At 39.2% G+C, this 15,110-nt stretch carries 15 protein-coding genes and 2 other annotated features; of the genes, 3 read left to right on the plus strand and 12 right to left on the minus strand.

The features are described from left to right. Positions 1-13 precede the first annotated feature (13 nt). Positions 14-1,861 carry a translational GTPase TypA gene (typA, locus tag JFV29_RS05210; protein ID WP_098175435.1) on the minus strand — a complete coding sequence of 616 codons (1,848 nt, stop codon included), beginning with the start codon at positions 1,859-1,861 and terminating at the stop codon, positions 14-16. A gap of 124 nt (positions 1,862-1,985) precedes the next feature. On the opposite strand from typA, the gene JFV29_RS05215 reads away from it, so the two are divergent. Then, the gene (locus tag JFV29_RS05215) at positions 1,986-2,168 is read left to right on the plus strand and encodes a YlaF family protein (protein WP_053345191.1); all 183 of its coding nucleotides are present in this window, start codon (positions 1,986-1,988) and stop codon (positions 2,166-2,168) included. A gap of 144 nt (positions 2,169-2,312) precedes the next feature. Here the strand turns inward: JFV29_RS05215 and JFV29_RS05220 are convergent, their stop codons facing one another. Then, the gene (locus JFV29_RS05220; protein ID WP_201181589.1) at positions 2,313-3,116 is read right to left on the minus strand and encodes an inositol monophosphatase family protein; all 804 of its coding nucleotides are present in this window, start codon (positions 3,114-3,116) and stop codon (positions 2,313-2,315) included. A gap of 424 nt (positions 3,117-3,540) precedes the next feature. Beyond that, positions 3,541-3,738 carry a hypothetical protein gene (locus tag JFV29_RS05225; RefSeq protein ID WP_053345189.1) on the minus strand — a complete coding sequence of 66 codons (198 nt, stop codon included), beginning with the start codon at positions 3,736-3,738 and terminating at the stop codon, positions 3,541-3,543. A 201-nt stretch (positions 3,739-3,939) separates the two neighbouring features. Between JFV29_RS05225 and JFV29_RS05230 the strand changes: the two genes are divergently transcribed. Then, on the plus strand, positions 3,940-4,560 hold the full coding sequence (locus tag JFV29_RS05230) for a YktB family protein (RefSeq protein ID WP_201181591.1): 621 nt from the start codon (positions 3,940-3,942) through the stop codon (positions 4,558-4,560). 101 nt (positions 4,561-4,661) lie between these two features. Here JFV29_RS05230 and trpA read toward each other — a convergent pair whose 3' ends face one another. The 9 genes from trpA to JFV29_RS05275 form a co-directional block, all read right to left on the minus strand. Continuing rightward, a complete protein-coding gene (gene trpA, locus JFV29_RS05235; RefSeq protein ID WP_053345187.1) occupies positions 4,662-5,441 on the minus strand; it encodes a tryptophan synthase subunit alpha in 780 nt (259 codons plus the stop codon). After that, positions 5,434-6,639 carry a tryptophan synthase subunit beta gene (gene trpB, locus JFV29_RS05240; protein WP_053345186.1) on the minus strand — a complete coding sequence of 402 codons (1,206 nt, stop codon included), beginning with the start codon at positions 6,637-6,639 and terminating at the stop codon, positions 5,434-5,436. Before trpB ends, trpA begins: the two co-directional genes overlap by 8 nt. A gap of 4 nt (positions 6,640-6,643) precedes the next feature. Then, positions 6,644-7,258 carry a phosphoribosylanthranilate isomerase gene (locus tag JFV29_RS05245; protein WP_201181593.1) on the minus strand — a complete coding sequence of 205 codons (615 nt, stop codon included), beginning with the start codon at positions 7,256-7,258 and terminating at the stop codon, positions 6,644-6,646. A 10-nt stretch (positions 7,259-7,268) separates the two neighbouring features. Next, the gene (trpC, locus tag JFV29_RS05250) at positions 7,269-8,045 is read right to left on the minus strand and encodes an indole-3-glycerol phosphate synthase TrpC (protein ID WP_201181595.1); all 777 of its coding nucleotides are present in this window, start codon (positions 8,043-8,045) and stop codon (positions 7,269-7,271) included. Continuing rightward, a complete protein-coding gene (gene trpD, locus JFV29_RS05255) occupies positions 8,046-9,068 on the minus strand; it encodes an anthranilate phosphoribosyltransferase (protein WP_201181597.1) in 1,023 nt (340 codons plus the stop codon). 28 nt (positions 9,069-9,096) lie between these two features. After that, positions 9,097-9,702 carry an anthranilate synthase component II gene (locus tag JFV29_RS05260; protein ID WP_201181598.1) on the minus strand — a complete coding sequence of 202 codons (606 nt, stop codon included), beginning with the start codon at positions 9,700-9,702 and terminating at the stop codon, positions 9,097-9,099. After that, positions 9,699-11,093 carry an anthranilate synthase component I gene (trpE, locus tag JFV29_RS05265; protein WP_201181600.1) on the minus strand — a complete coding sequence of 465 codons (1,395 nt, stop codon included), beginning with the start codon at positions 11,091-11,093 and terminating at the stop codon, positions 9,699-9,701. Before trpE ends, JFV29_RS05260 begins: the two co-directional genes overlap by 4 nt. Positions 11,094-11,268: 175 nt before the next feature. After that, positions 11,269-11,506: a binding site (T-box leader), on the minus strand. A gap of 35 nt (positions 11,507-11,541) precedes the next feature. Then, positions 11,542-11,780: a binding site (T-box leader), on the minus strand. Between the two features lie 71 nt (positions 11,781-11,851). Further along, positions 11,852-12,124: a UPF0223 family protein gene (locus tag JFV29_RS05270; protein ID WP_053345180.1), complete on the minus strand. Its 273-nt coding sequence runs from the start codon at positions 12,122-12,124 to the stop codon at positions 11,852-11,854. Between the two features lie 50 nt (positions 12,125-12,174). Beyond that, a complete protein-coding gene (locus tag JFV29_RS05275; protein WP_053345179.1) occupies positions 12,175-13,134 on the minus strand; it encodes an NAD(P)H-dependent flavin oxidoreductase in 960 nt (319 codons plus the stop codon). Positions 13,135-13,532: 398 nt separating this feature from the next. Here JFV29_RS05275 and JFV29_RS05280 point away from each other — a divergent pair, with 398 nt between their 5' ends. Beyond that, entirely contained in the window at positions 13,533-14,990 is a 1,458-nt protein-coding gene (locus JFV29_RS05280) for an aminotransferase class I/II-fold pyridoxal phosphate-dependent enzyme (RefSeq protein ID WP_201181602.1), read from the plus strand. The last annotated feature ends 120 nt before the right edge of the window (positions 14,991-15,110 follow it).

Genomic DNA, 15,110 nt, shown 5'->3' on the forward strand with positions numbered 1-15,110 from the left:
CTCCTCTTGCTATTTATTTTTCTTCAACAGCAACTTTTTTTCTTTTAGCTGCTCTTTCACGTTCGTTTTTATCAAGAATCTTTTTACGAAGACGGATTGATTCCGGAGTTACTTCACAGTACTCATCGTCGTTCAAATACTCTAGAGCTTCTTCAAGAGACATAATTCTTGGTTTTTTCATTGAAGAAGTTTGGTCTTTATTAGCTGAACGCATATTTGTCATTTGTTTCGCTTTTACGATATTAACAGTCAAATCGCTATCACGGTTATGTTCTCCGACAATCATACCTTCATAAATATCCGTACCTGGCTCAACGAAAATGACACCGCGGTCTTCTACTTGCATCGTACCATATTGTGTAGTTTTTCCAGATTCCATTGATACAAGTACACCTTGACGTCTTCCACCGACTTGACCTTGGGCCATTGGTTGGTAGCTGTCAAATGAGTGGTTCATGATACCATAACCACGTGTAATTGTTAAGAACTCAGTAGAATAACCAATAAGTCCACGAGCTGGGATCGTGAATAGTAAACGAACTTGACCACTTCCGCTATTAATCATATCTAACAATTCGCCTTTACGAGCTCCCATGGATTCCATGATAGAACCAGTGTGCTCTTCAGGTACATCGATTTGAACACGTTCAACTGGCTCACAACGCACTCCATCAATCAAACGAACGATAACTTCAGGTTTAGAAACTTGCAGTTCATAACCTTCACGTCTCATGTTTTCAATTAAGATAGAAAGGTGAAGCTCTCCACGACCTGAAACAACCCAGACATCTGGAGAATCTGTATTTTCAACTCTTAAGCTAACATCAGTTTGCAATTGGCTTTTCAAACGCTCTTCAATTTTACGAGCTGTTACGAATTTACCTTCACGGCCTGCGAATGGGCTGTTGTTTACAAGGAAAGTCATTTGTAATGTTGGCTCATCGATACGTAGAATTGGAAGGGCATCAGGATGTTCAATAGGACAAACTGTTTCCCCAACGTTAATATCTTCCATACCAGAAACAGCAATTAAATCACCGGCAACAGCTTCTTGGATTTCAACTTTTTTCAGGCCAATATAACCAAAGATTTTCGTTACACGGAATTGCTTAACTGATCCATCAAGTTTCATTAATGAAACTTGTTGACCTACATGCATTTTCCCACGGAATACACGGCCAACACCAATACGTCCTACATAATCATTGTAATCAAGTAAAGCCACTTGGAATTGAAGTGGTTCATCAGTGTTATCAATTGGTGCAGGGATCGTTTCGACGATTGTTTCGAATAATGGGGTCATGTCTTTTTCTTGTTTGGTAGGATCTGAATCCAAGCTTGCTGTACCAGCAATACCTGAAGTAAAGACAACAGGGAATTCTAATTGTTCTTCTTCAGCTCCAAGTTCGATGAATAAGTCAATTACTTCGTCCACAACTTCGTTTGGACGGGCAGAGTCTTTATCAATTTTATTCACGACAACGATTGGCGTTATTTTTTGTTCCAATGCTTTTTTCAACACGAAACGAGTTTGCGGCATACATCCTTCATATGCATCAACAACAAGTAAAACACCATCAACCATTTTCATGATCCGCTCTACTTCACCACCAAAGTCGGCATGACCAGGTGTATCCAAAATATTGATTCTTGTATCTTGGTATTGAACTGCTGTATTTTTCGCAAGAATCGTAATTCCGCGTTCTTTTTCAATAGCATTAGAATCCATCGCACGTTCTTCCACATGTTCATTTTCACGAAATGTACCAGATTGCTTAAGCAACTGATCCACTAAAGTTGTTTTACCATGGTCAACGTGGGCAATGATGGCTATATTACGAATATTTTCTCTTAATTTCAAAAAATTCACTCCTAAAAAAGTTTGTGTATAACGTATCACTAGTATTAACTTACATATTATATCACAAACATAGTAGAAACAAATACAGAAATTATGTACAATAGATATATTAGGGGTGATATTAATGAATATTAAATGGAATTTCTTAATATTAGCGATACTAGCAGCATCAAGTATTGGCTCTATAGGCATCTTTATTGCTGAAAAAAGCTTACTTGGAATCTTAGCTGCAATCGTTGTACTTTGCGGGATTATGGGGTTTGGTTTCACTCAAAAGAAAAAATTACGCGAAGCAGGAAAGTTATAATATAAAAAACTCGCTGTAAACAGCGAGTTTTTTTTTGCTAATTTTTTCAAGTGAAATATATTCTCCACTCCCCTAAGTCTTTAGTCTTACTTTGTCCATTTTAATATCCTTTTTGAACATTACCAATGACTTAGGTCAGGGGTATTAAAGGCTAGTATTACCTGTTAAATATTTCTCAAAAACCTCTTTGTGCAGTCCAGGCTTAGAGACAAATAATGAATCTCCCTCTAAAAAATCCAATTTTTCATCAGTTATATTGCTTACTTCTCCGCCCACTTCCTCAACCAGTAAAACTCCACCGGCAAAGTCCCAAGGCATAAGCCGCATAGTTATATAAGCATCTAGCCTGCCTGCAGCCACGTATGCTAACTCCAATGCTGCTGAGCCATATGAACGGGTCCCGCGCGCATCCCGCACAAGCGGGGCTAGAAGACTCGGATCAATCCGGCGATTTTCCGTTACCCAGCTTGCATTCATGGAAAGGATGGCTTTGCTAACCGATACCTCTTTCAGCGGAGAGAGTCTTTGATCGTTCATAAATGCCCCCTCCCCTTTAATTACATGGTACAGTTCATCATTTACGACATCATAAACCATACCAATTTTCCCGATACCATCCTCATAAATCCCAAGAGAAATCGCAAAATTCCGCTGTTGATGAATAAAGTTCAATGTTCCATCAATTGGATCAAGAATCCACACCGTTCCTTTTAAATCTTTTATCTCATTACCCATTCCCTCTTCCCCAAATATACGATGCTCGGGAAAAGTTTCGGTAATTTTATCGCAAAAAAACGTTTCTATTGCCTTATCCATATTGGTAACCAAATCATTAGGATTCGTTTTAATTTCAATATTCAGCTTGGTTTCAAAGGACGCTCTCAGCTTCGACCCTGCTTCTTTCATCCATAATTTCGCATATGTATCCATTTCCTTAACCGATGCCATTATTATATCCCCGTCCTTTGTAATCAGAAACTACACTAACATGCTCTACTAAAGATTAAAGCAAATATATCAAGTCTTCAAGTTTTTAACATCATAAATTTACCAATTTTTATAATACCTTTGAATAATAAGGGTTATTTAATTCACGATTCATCACTCCATTTAAGCTTATAAGCTAATTATCCTCATGCATAAAATTTTTTTTGTATACTTTTGATAATTTTTTTCCTAATTAACAGGAAAGTAGTCCATTTTAAAAATCAAAGACCAGCTTTTACTACTATTTTGTTCATTTAACGAAAAACGGACACATTATTTTTTATAAAATAAGTGTCCGTTCATCATCTATAATAGAATTTCTTGTATTGAATTTGATTCATTTCGTTCATTAATTCTCCTTCACGATCTCTGCAGCTTTATCATTTTACAAGGCTTTAAGTTTTAGCAATTCTAACCGGATACGCTCAAGCCTTTGCTTGCATTGTGACCTCTTTTGATCATTCTCTTCACTAATTGCTTCAAAAAGGGTTGCTAATTCATAGTCCATTTCCATTCTTAACACTGCAGCTCTATGTCTTTCAACTTCTTTAGCTTTTAATGCTTGGTTCATGACTTGTTTCATAATTAACATTCTCCCTTCGTTAATTAACTTAATTTTCTGAATTTATTTTTATTTTATCATATGTCTTCCTACCACAAATAGCAACTAATTTGTTCTTTTAACTTAAAGGAATTTTTCGATAATGAACTAAATCGTTATTTTTTAATTATTACTTTTACTTATGCTACAATATGTGCAGATATTACGGTAGGAGAGATGATAATGAATATAGCAAGTTTTTCAGCTGATGATTTTAATGTTTTTAAAATTGATGGATTGGAACCGCGAATGGATGCCTTAAAAGAGCAGATCCAACCCAAGCTACAAGCACTTGGTGAGCACTTTTCACAACAATTATCTGTGATGACCGGCGAAGAGATGTTCCCTCATGTTGCTAAGCATGCTAGAAGGAAAGTAAACCCTCCTAACGACACTTGGGTTGCCTTTGCTGCCAACAGCCGAGGTTATAAAATGATGCCACATTTCCAAATTGGTTTGTGGGAAACACATATGTTCATTTGGTTCGCAGTCATTTATGAAGCTCCTAATAAAGTTGAAATCGGGAGGCATCTAGAGCAAAATGCGAAGCAATTCATAAAAAATATTCCCTCACATTATGTTTGGTCGATGGATCATACGAAACCTGAAGTAATCCCTCATGATGGCCTTTCGGCTGATGATTTGAATTCAATGTTTAATCGTTTGCAGACAGTAAAGAAAGCTGAAATTCTTTGCGGGATAAGAATTTCTCGCGAAGAAGCCATTCAATTAAATGATGATGATTTCATTAAAACCATTAATGATGCTTTTGAGCATCTTTTACCCTTATATAAATTAAAATAAACACATATTCCACGTATTGCATTGGAATTAATAGATGAATAGAGCATTCATACTTTAATATAAATAAAGAAAAGGGAGAGCCATTAAAGGCTCTCCTTTTCTTATTTTTGCACCAATTCTTTACTTGCTTGTATCAATTCACTTATTTGATTTTCTTTACCCGCTTCAAAGCATTCGATTATCTTGCTTCCGACGATGACACCATCGCAGGATTGCACCGTATTGCGGACATGATCTGGAGTAGAGATGCCAAATCCGGCAAGAACAGGAACAGGGCTTAGGTCTTTTACCTGTTTTAAATAGCCTCCGAGTTCTCCTCCAAAGGCATCACGGGTCCCCGTAATGCCCTTTACAGTCACAGCATAGATAAAACCCTCTGCCCCTGCCGTAATCTGAGTAATCCGTTCTCTAGAAGACGTGAGCGTCACGAGACGGATCAGTACAATCCCTGCAGTTTTTATAGTTGAAAAGACAGCTTCTTCTTCAATTGGCAAATCAGGGATGATACATCCGGCGATTCCTGCCTGAAGACAATCTTCTGTGAATTCTTTAAGGCCATATGCCATAATAGAATTTGCATACCCCATTAAAATGATTGGAATGTTTACATCGCCTTTGATTTCAGTCACTTTTTTTAGGATATCTTTTAAAGTTGTACCATTCTCCAAAGAACGGATTCCCGCCTGTTGGATAACCGGTCCATCAGCAACAGGGTCAGAGAATGGGATACCTAATTCGACAGCTGTTGCCCCGCTTTTTTCAAGGAATATAAGTTGGCTCTTTAGCCGTTCAAGACCGCCATCTCCTGCCATAATGTAAGGAATAAATGCTTTTTCTCCCCTAGATTCACATTCCTGCAGCGCTTTTGTTAATTTATTCATGTTCGCTACCCCCTAATATAGATTGGACCGTTTCAACATCCTTATCGCCACGGCCAGATAAGCAAATCACCAAGCCTGTCCCTTTCTCCATTTCTTTGGCAAGTTTTAAACCGTAGGAGATGGCATGTGAACTTTCCAATGCAGGTATGATCCCTTCTTCCTTTGAAAGCAAAACGAGAGCTTCTAGGGCTTCTTGATCGGTAACTGAAGTATATGTCACACGATTTGTATCTTTTAGAAAACTGTGTTCCGGTCCAACCCCCGGATAATCTAACCCTGCTGAAATCGAATGTGCCTCCTGAATCTGGCCATCTTCGTTCTGCAATACATACATGAATGCCCCATGAAGCACCCCTGGCTTTCCTTTTGTTAAGCTTGAAGCATGTAACGGTGTATCAAGACCATGACCTGCTGCTTCTACTCCATATAATTTAACCGTTTCATCCTCAATGAATGGATAAAACATACCCATTGCATTGCTGCCACCGCCTATGCAAGCGACTATGGCATCAGGAAGGGCATGTACCACTTCGGAATACTGACGCTTCGTTTCCTTGCCAATCACGCTTTGAAAATCGCGTACAATAACAGGGAATGGATGCGGCCCAAGGACTGACCCCATAATATAATGAGTGTCTTCCACATTAGCTACCCAGTACCGTAACGCCTCATTGACTGCATCCTTTAGTGTCCCGCTTCCTTGTGATACAGATATAACCTTGGCACCCAGAAGTTCCATCCGGAAAACATTTAATTTCTGTCTCCTGATATCTTCCTCTCCCATAAAAATGATGCACTCTAACTTCAGCAAAGCACAAACTGTCGCCGTTGCCACTCCATGCTGTCCTGCACCTGTTTCGGCAATGACTTTTTTCTTGCCCATTTTCTGTGTTAACAAAGCCTGACCAATCGTATTATTGATTTTATGGGCACCCGTATGATTTAGGTCCTCACGCTTCAGATAAATATCGGCACCACCAGCAAGTTTCGTTAAATTTTCTGAAAAATAAAGGGGCGTTTCACGACCAATATATTGAGTAAGGTAGTAATTCAGTTGCTTTTGGAATTCTGGATCTTTTTTTGATTGTTCATATACTTCTTCAAGCTCTGTTATTGCCGCCATTAAGGTTTCCGGAACGAAACGGCCACCATATGCTCCAAAATGACCAGTTTGGTCGGGCTGTGTATAAGTACTCATCTATTTATTCCTCTTTTCCGGCTGTATTTTTCGCCTTAGTAATAAAAGCTTTTATTTTTGCAGCATCCTTTAATCCATTTGTTTCGACACCACTCGCTACGTCAACTGCGAATGGTGATACGGCAGTAATCGCTTTTCCGACATTTTCTGAAGTCAATCCTCCAGCTAGAAAAATTTTCTCCTTTGGTAAGCCCGCTTTACGAAGCATATCCCAATCCAAAGTCATTCCCTTACCAGAATTTCCTTTAGGAAGATCTACTAGTAGAAAATCAGCCGGATAATCGTGAAGGCTTTCAAGATCTTTCTCTGACTGGATGGCAAAGGCCTTAATAACCGGGAGAGTCATTCTCTCAGCAAAACTGGCAGACTCGTTACCATGTAGCTGAATATAATCCAATCCGGCAATTTCAGCAATTCGTATCACTTCTTGTTCGGTTTGATTAGCAAACACTCCGACTTTTTTTACGTGTGCAGGGAGATTCCCTGCTATTTCACATACTATTTCGGGATGAACTTTCCGGCTACTTTCTGCAAAAATGAACCCAATAAAGTCTGCACCGAATGTTACAGCTGTCTGAGCCGCTGCTAATGTCTTTATCCCACAAATTTTTACAAACATATTAATCTCCTTATAAACTCATTTGCAGTTCTGCCATCGTATTTGGAAGGTTAGGTGATATCATTAATGTTTCTCCAACTAAAATGCCCCTCGCCCCTGCTTCCCTCACACGCTGTACGTCTTCTTTTGTCTTGATTCCACTTTCGCTGATAATGATGTGACGTTTTGGATCAAGTAGCTTCGCAAGTCGTTCCGTAACCGCCAAATCCACTTCGAATGTTTTTAAATTTCGATTGTTAATCCCTATCAGCTCTGCATTAAGCTCAAGTGCTTGCTTTAACTCGGCTTCATCATGGACTTCTGTTAATACATCAAGCCCTTTATGTTTTGCATATTGATATAAATCATGAAGGCGTTCTTTTGAAAGAGCTGCCACAATTAATAGAATGATAGTCGCACCAGCTTGATAGGCACGGTCGATTTGAATTTCATCAATGATGAAATCTTTACATAACCTTGGAATTTGTATAGCCTGGCTCACGTTTTTTAAATCGGCAATTGACCCTTTAAAGAAGACCTCATCCGTCAATATCGATATGGCTGCGGCTCCACCTTTTTCGTAAGAAAGAGCCTGCTCGATTGGATCGACATTCATTTTAATGTCTCCTTTTGATGGGGATGCTCGTTTAATTTCCGCGATAACCGCGATTGATTTCGCCGTTTTCAATTTTTCTACAAGAGAAGGTCTGACTGTATTGATCATTTCCCCATCATCTAAACCCATTTCTTTTAACTGTGCTACTTCTACTTTTTTCTGTTCAATAATTTTCGTTAAAATATTATCCATTTACATTACCACCTTATTTCTGTTGCCATAGGCAATTAGATTTTCTAATTTTTTCAGAGCCGATCCGCTGTCCAGACTTTCTTCCGCCAAGGTAATTCCTTTTTTGATCGTCGCTGCCGTTCCATGGGCGTATAAACCCAAACCTGCATTCAATAAAACGGTGTCACGATATGCACCTTTTTCTCCTTTTAAGAGACGGAGCATAATATCAGCATTTTCTTTTGCATCACCGCCGCGGATTGCGTCATTTCCGTAAATCGGCAAATCCACTTCCTCAGGATGGAGTGTAAAAGGGATAATATCCCCTTGCTCCAGAAGCACGAGTGAATTTTCTCCCTGTAGGCTGGCTTCATCCATAAAACCTGCACCATTGATGACAACCGCACGTGTTCTGCCTAATTTATGAAGTACTTCTGCAAATAGCTCGAGCATATCACGGCGGTTAATACCTAATAATTGTGTATCGAGCTGAACGGGATTCGTTAATGGTCCTATCAGATTAAATATTGTCGGGATTTTCAATTCTTTTCTCACTTTCATGATTCGGGCAATATTAGGGTGTACAGAAGGGGCAAATAAGAAAGTGATTCCATTTTCCTCTAACAGTTCTTTCATCATTTCTGGTTCTAAGAACAAATTAACACCGAGCTCTTCCAAAACATCTGCACTTCCTGTTTTACTTGAAATGCTGCGGTTTCCATGTTTGGCAACCTTAACACCTGCACCAGCCAGCACGAAGGCTGAAGCGGTACTAATATTGAAGCTTTGTGAGCCATCTCCACCAGTTCCGCAATTATCCATCACATTAAGGCAGTTTGTTTTCACACTTCTTGCTTCTTTTCTCATGACTCGGACAAGGCTTGCAATTTCACCTGCCGTTTCACCTTTTGCTTTTAGAGCAATAATGAAAGCCGCCATCTCGCTTTCCGTAATATCTGTAGAAAATAACGCTTGGGCTGCTATACTCATCTCATCTTCCGTCAATGTTTGACGCTCTGCTAACTTTTCTAAATACTCCTTCACTACTAACTCCCCCAATTGTTTTTTGTGATTATAAAATGGATTCTTTCTTCTCTAATTGATATGTCTCGGCAATCTTATAAAATTCATGTAATAGTTCCTTACCGATTTTCGTTCCAATAGATTCAGGGTGGAATTGTAAACCGTAAAGCGGATAATCTTGATGTTTTAAAGCCATGATTTCTCCATCATCCACTGCGCTCGCCGTAACAGTTAATTCATTAGGTAAGCTTTCCCTTTCAACTACTAAGGAATGGTAACGCATCACTGGAAATTGTGGATTCTGATTGACAAATACCCCTGTTCCGTCATGTTCGATAACCGATGTTTTGCCGTGCATGATATATTTGGCCCCAATCACATTTGCCCCAAAGGTTGCACCAATAGCCTGATGACCAAGGCAAATACCTAAAAGCGGAAGCTTCTTATAAAAAGAACGTATGATTTCCATGCTAATTCCAGCATCTTCTGGACGGCCTGGCCCTGGTGAAATAACGATTGCCTTAGGATTCATTTCCTCAATTTCAGCAATGGTGATTTCGTCATTTCTTTTCACGATGATTTCTTTTTCTACTTCCCCTAAATATTGATAAAGGTTATAAGTAAACGAGTCATAGTTATCAATTAATAAAATCATTTTGTGTTAACCTCCATGAGCGCTCGTGCTTTATTTTGTGTTTCCTCATATTCTGTTTTTGGATCTGAATCATATACAATTCCTGCTCCGGCCTGTACATACGCACTGCCATCTTTTATGATCATCGTCCGGATTGCAAGAGCCATATCTAGATCTCCACCAAAACCGATAAATCCTATTGCCCCTGAATAGATCCCGCGTTTACAATTTTCAAGTTCGTTAATCAACTCCATTGCCCTAATTTTAGGGGCTCCTGAGACAGTACCTGCAGGAAGACATACCGTTAATGCATCTAAACTCGTGAATCCTTCCTTAAGTTCTCCGCTAATCTTTGAGGCAATATGCATGACATGTTGATATCTTTGAATTTCCATTTCCTCGGTAAGGTGGATTGAGCCTATTTCACAAACCCTCCCAAGATCATTTCTTCCGAGATCAACAAGCATTCTATGTTCAGCGAGTTCTTTTTCATCCATCAGCAGGCTTTTTTCCATGCCTTTATCTTCTTCATCCGTCTTCCCTCTTGGTCGTGTACCGGCAATGGGGTTAACATGAACCATTCCTGCTGAAACACTGATCAAACTTTCAGGGGAGGAACCTATAATAGTATAGTCACCAAATTCGATATAAAACATATAGGGAGATGGGTTGGCTAAGCGGAGACGGCGGTAAGCATCGAAAGGCTCTCCATCAAAGTCGGCCTGAAACCTTTGTGACAAGACGACTTGGAAAACTTCACCTGCCACAATCGCTTCCTTTACTTCAAGTACCATTTTCTCGAATTCATCCTGGCTGAAATTAGAATTAAATTCTAAAGATTCTGACGATATTTCCTTTGAGGGTTTACTAGGCCGATTGATTTTCTCCTTCATTCCCATTAGGCTTATTTCGCTATCCTCTTCCGCAGTCAAAAGATGAATCTTTTGAAGTACATGATCAAATATATACAGTTCCTTAAAGAAAAGGAAATGAGCATCCGGCATTTGAAGAGAATCAGGTGGCACCGGACCGATGTTTTCATAAAGACGAATAATATCATAGCCCATATACCCGATTGCCCCACCATTAAATGGCGGAAGATGAACTGGGGAATCTTCTATTTCTACCAACAATTGATTTTTCAGAAATTCAATGATATTGATGTTCCTTACGAGTTTCTCACCTGTATTAGAATCCTTCACATATACTTGATTACCTAATGACGTCACCTCCAAATATGGGTTTGATCCTAGATAGGAGTAGCGACCATTATCATGATGTGAATTCGAACTTTCCAATAAAAACTTCTTTTCTTCATCCAATTTTTGAAAAATGGCAATCGGTGTATGAATATCCCCTTCAATCGTTTCCATTTTGAAACGCAGTATCTTTTTTTCATCCAAATGATTCATCTAATATTACCTCCTAATTTTCAATCCAATAATGAAAACTTCCGATTGCTATACCTTTAGGCAAACATATTCGGAGTTGTGTTTATATTTTTTCTCTAAAATCTTTCTCCAGTTCATCTTCACAATAATTGTAAATGCATAAAAAAAGCCCCCTGCAAACACAAATTATGTGTCTGCAGAGGACGGTATACCGCGGTGCCACCTCAAGTTGGAAAAACATATTATTTTTCCCTCTCAAGCAAGAAATTATACATTTCTTGCCAAACCCATTAACGGTGGAAGCCGAGTTTCCCTACTTATTTCAAGAAACCACTCATAAGTCCATTCACCTTCTTATATCGTACCGGTTTCCACCTGTTCCGGCTCTCTGTGACGACTCTAAAAAGATTACTACTCTTAATCATAGATTTAATTATCCATTTTAAAAAAACACAAAAAGGGCCCTCATCCAAAGGACGAGGAACCCGTGGTACCACCTTAATTAGCTTAATAAGCTCACTTTACGGCATTATAAATATTATATGCCTATCTCCATTAACGATGAGATAATCGCCAAAGCCTACTCCGTCAATCCGTTTCGGTTTGGGGCTCGGAAGTCCATTCGCTTAAATTTGTTCACCAGTTTTCAGCAACCACTGGCTCTCTGCAGAACAGCATTAAGGTACTCTTCTTCGTCATTGCCTTTATCATTTCTTGATTATTATGTTAAAACAATCTATTCATGAAGTCAATGGAGTTTTCTAAAAATAATATTTTTATTATTTCATTCGTATCCAGTCATCGTCTTCGATTTCTTTTGCTTTCTTAATAACAAGATATGCGGAATAGTCGCTGACAGACTCAAACTCATCCGTATATTTTTTTTCATCCGCTTTGCCGGGGACTATTTCCTTAAACCTTCGATATGCTTTCATAAAAGCTTCTTTTTGTATTTTACTTTCATATGCCTTTTCGACTGCTTCAAAAAATTTAATAACATCGACGATTTCTTCCGTTGACCAATCAAGATCCATTGGATATTGATAATCCATGCTTACACGCTCCTTCTAGATAGTTATTCCTGTTGCTTGGGAGACTATTATCAGTCTGCCCATTTTGAGCGAATTGCCTCTGCTTGGCTGATAATCCGACTGAATAGCTCAGCCGTCGTTGGTACATCATGAATCAGACCCATTACTTGTCCAGCCCAAGCATATCCTTCACCTTCAACTCCATCATGGATATAACGCTGGTTTGCTTTTCCACTTATGTAATTCTGCAGTTGCTCATATCCGCCGTCTTCCTTTTCTATTTCAAGAATTTTATCAGTCCAACCATTTGCAATAACACGGGCTGGTGCACCAATAGACCGCTTAATGACAACGGTATCATTTTCTGTACCGGAAACCAAGGCATTTTTGTATAATTCATGGGCATGAACACATTCTTTTACTGCAATGAACCTGGTGCCCATTTCAATCCCTTCGGCTCCAAGTGCCAACGCCGCCATCAACCCGCGCCCATCACCGAAACCACCTGAGGCGATGACTGGAATTTTCACGGAGTCTACCACTTGAGGAATTAATACAGAGGTTCCGATATCATCGCGTCCTAAATGTCCTCCGCCCTCCTGACCAACTACCATCACTGCGTCTGCACCCAGCTGCTCAGCCTTGATTGCCTGCCTTCTTGCCGCAACTAGCACAAGTTTTTTCACCGGAGTATCCTTAACATAATCGATAAATGGCGCTGGATTCCCACCAGTTACAGAAACAACGGCAATCTCCTCTTTTAGTGCTGCTTCAAGCATATGTTCATATGGTCTTCCGTGCTGACCAATTGCAAAATTAACGCCAAACGGTTTGTCCGTCAATGATTTTGTTTTTCGTATTTCCTCTACCAATTGATCAGGGTTATCCAACGACATCGCTGTTACCTGCCCTAGGCCCCCTGCATTCGAAACAGCCGCAGCTAGTTCTGCATAAGCTAAATGCGCCAATCCTCCTTGCACAATCGGGTATTGAATCCCTAACAAATCAGTCACACGAGTTTTCCAATTCAAAATCTTCATCCCCCTTTTACTTCTGAGTGAGTTTTATTAATGAACACTCTCTATTACACCTTTATTATGGCAAATATTGTTTTTTCATTCAATTTTAAAACTCATAGTTCAAATTGTTTTTGATTTAAAAGATAAACTCTTGAACTGGTAAATATTCCTTCCTGCTATTACAAGGTATGTACAATAGAACTCAAGCTGTTATTTTTTACATTAAACTCACGCTAGGCATTTATATGTAAGACGTGCTATAATTCATTTGTTTTATGTCTATCCACAAGAGCTTACTAACCGTTTTTTAAGGTTACTCCAAATAGGAGAAACATACGACTGTAAATAGAAAGGGAGTATATTTCCCTGGATATTTCGTACCTATTATATTGAAAAGGGGCCACAAAGAATTGTCACAGAATGAAACACCATTATATACTGCCTTATTACAGCATGCCAAAAAAAATCCCGTTCAATTTCATATTCCAGGTCATAAAAAAGGAAAAGGAATGGACGCTGATTTTCGTGATTTTATTGGAGAAAATGCACTATCTATAGATTTAATCAATATCGCACCACTCGATGATCTCCACCAGCCAAAGGGAATCATTAAAAGAGCCCAGGACCTTGCTGCAGAAGCATTTGGGGCCGACCATACATTCTTTTCCGTTCAGGGAACAAGCGGTGCAATCATGACGATGGTCATGGCAGTCTGCGGTCCTGGGGATAAAATCATCGTCCCGAGGAACGTACATAAATCTGTTATGTCTGCTATTGTATTTTCAGGAGCGGTTCCTATTTTCATCAATCCTGAAATTGACAAAGACTTGGGAATCTCACACGGAATTACCATTGATGCTGTTGAAAAAACATTAAAGGAACACAGCGATGCAAAAGGCTTACTCGTAATCAATCCGACCTATTTCGGCATTTCTGCTGATTTGCAGAAAATTGTAGAAGTTGCTCATTCCTACCAAATACCTGTACTGGTTGATGAAGCCCATGGTGTTCATATTCACTTCCACGAAGACTTGCCTATGTCCGCTATGCAAGCTGGAGCTGATATGGCCGCTACGAGTGTTCATAAACTGGGTGGATCACTAACAGGAAGTTCCATTTTAAATGTTAAGAATGGTTTAATTTCTGCCAATCGGGTCCAGGCAATTTTGAGTATGCTCACTACTACCTCAACTTCCTATATTCTTCTTGCATCTCTCGATACCGCAAGAAGACAACTTGCGACCGTTGGAAGAGAAATGATAGATGGTGCTATCAAGCTTGCAGAGTATATCCGGACAGCTATTAATGAGATTCCTTATTTATACTGTGTTGGAAGCGAAATTTTAGGTAGTAAGGCAACCTATAGTTATGATCCGACAAAACTAATCATCTCCATTAAAGAATTGAATATTACCGGATACGACGTTGAGAAATGGCTTCGAGAAAAACATAATATTGAAGTAGAACTTTCTGATTTGTATAACATCCTTTGCCTAATCACACCAGGGGACTCTAAAACAGAAGCAGATTTGTTAATCGCTGCCCTTAAAGACTTATCGGATGAGTTTAAAGAAATGGCTGCTGATCATGAAAAAATCGAAGTCCTGCTTCCCGATACACCACCTCTTGCTTTATCACCGAGAGATGCATTTTACGCAGAAACTGAAGTGGTTCCTATCGAGGAATCTGTTGGCAAAATCAGTGCTGAATTCATCATGGTCTATCCGCCAGGGATTCCAATTTTTATACCTGGTGAACTGATAACAGAAGATAATATCACATACATTCAGAAAAATATCGAGGTTGGTCTACCAGTTCAAGGTCCAGAGGATCCAGAAATTAAATATTTACGAATTATTAAAAACTGATTGAATATCAAAAACCAGAGCATAAACAAACTGCTCTGGTTTTTTTATGCGACTCCAAAGGCCCACCCCATTCCAGTTGCCCGTGCTTTACACAGATAAGGTTCAGAAATATAGGGATTT

Source organism: Peribacillus sp. TH16 (assembly GCF_016651095.1).
Lineage (GTDB): Bacteria > Bacillota > Bacilli > Bacillales > DSM-1321 > Peribacillus > Peribacillus butanolivorans.

Bases quoted from the DNA above. Each gene is read 5' to 3' on its own strand.
- JFV29_RS05225 (WP_053345189.1), bottom strand. From the start codon at position 3,738: ATGAAACAAGTCATGAACCAAGCATTAAAAGCTAAAGAAGTTGAAAGA.
- trpC (WP_201181595.1), bottom strand. From the start codon at position 8,045: ATGGATAATATTTTAACGAAAATTATTGAACAGAAAAAAGTAGAAGTA.
- trpB (WP_053345186.1), bottom strand. From the start codon at position 6,639: ATGAGTACTTATACACAGCCCGACCAAACTGGTCATTTTGGAGCATAT.
- JFV29_RS05220 (WP_201181589.1), bottom strand. From the start codon at position 3,116: ATGGCATCGGTTAAGGAAATGGATACATATGCGAAATTATGGATGAAA.
- JFV29_RS05215 (WP_053345191.1), top strand. From the start codon at position 1,986: ATGAATATTAAATGGAATTTCTTAATATTAGCGATACTAGCAGCATCA.
- JFV29_RS05270 (WP_053345180.1), bottom strand. From the start codon at position 12,124: ATGGATTATCAATATCCAATGGATCTTGATTGGTCAACGGAAGAAATC.
- trpE (WP_201181600.1), bottom strand. From the start codon at position 11,093: ATGAATCATTTGGATGAAAAAAAGATACTGCGTTTCAAAATGGAAACG.
- JFV29_RS05230 (WP_201181591.1), top strand. From the start codon at position 3,940: ATGAATATAGCAAGTTTTTCAGCTGATGATTTTAATGTTTTTAAAATT.
- JFV29_RS05245 (WP_201181593.1), bottom strand. From the start codon at position 7,258: ATGTTTGTAAAAATTTGTGGGATAAAGACATTAGCAGCGGCTCAGACA.
- JFV29_RS05260 (WP_201181598.1), bottom strand. From the start codon at position 9,702: ATGATTTTATTAATTGATAACTATGACTCGTTTACTTATAACCTTTAT.
- trpA (WP_053345187.1), bottom strand. From the start codon at position 5,441: ATGAATAAATTAACAAAAGCGCTGCAGGAATGTGAATCTAGGGGAGAA.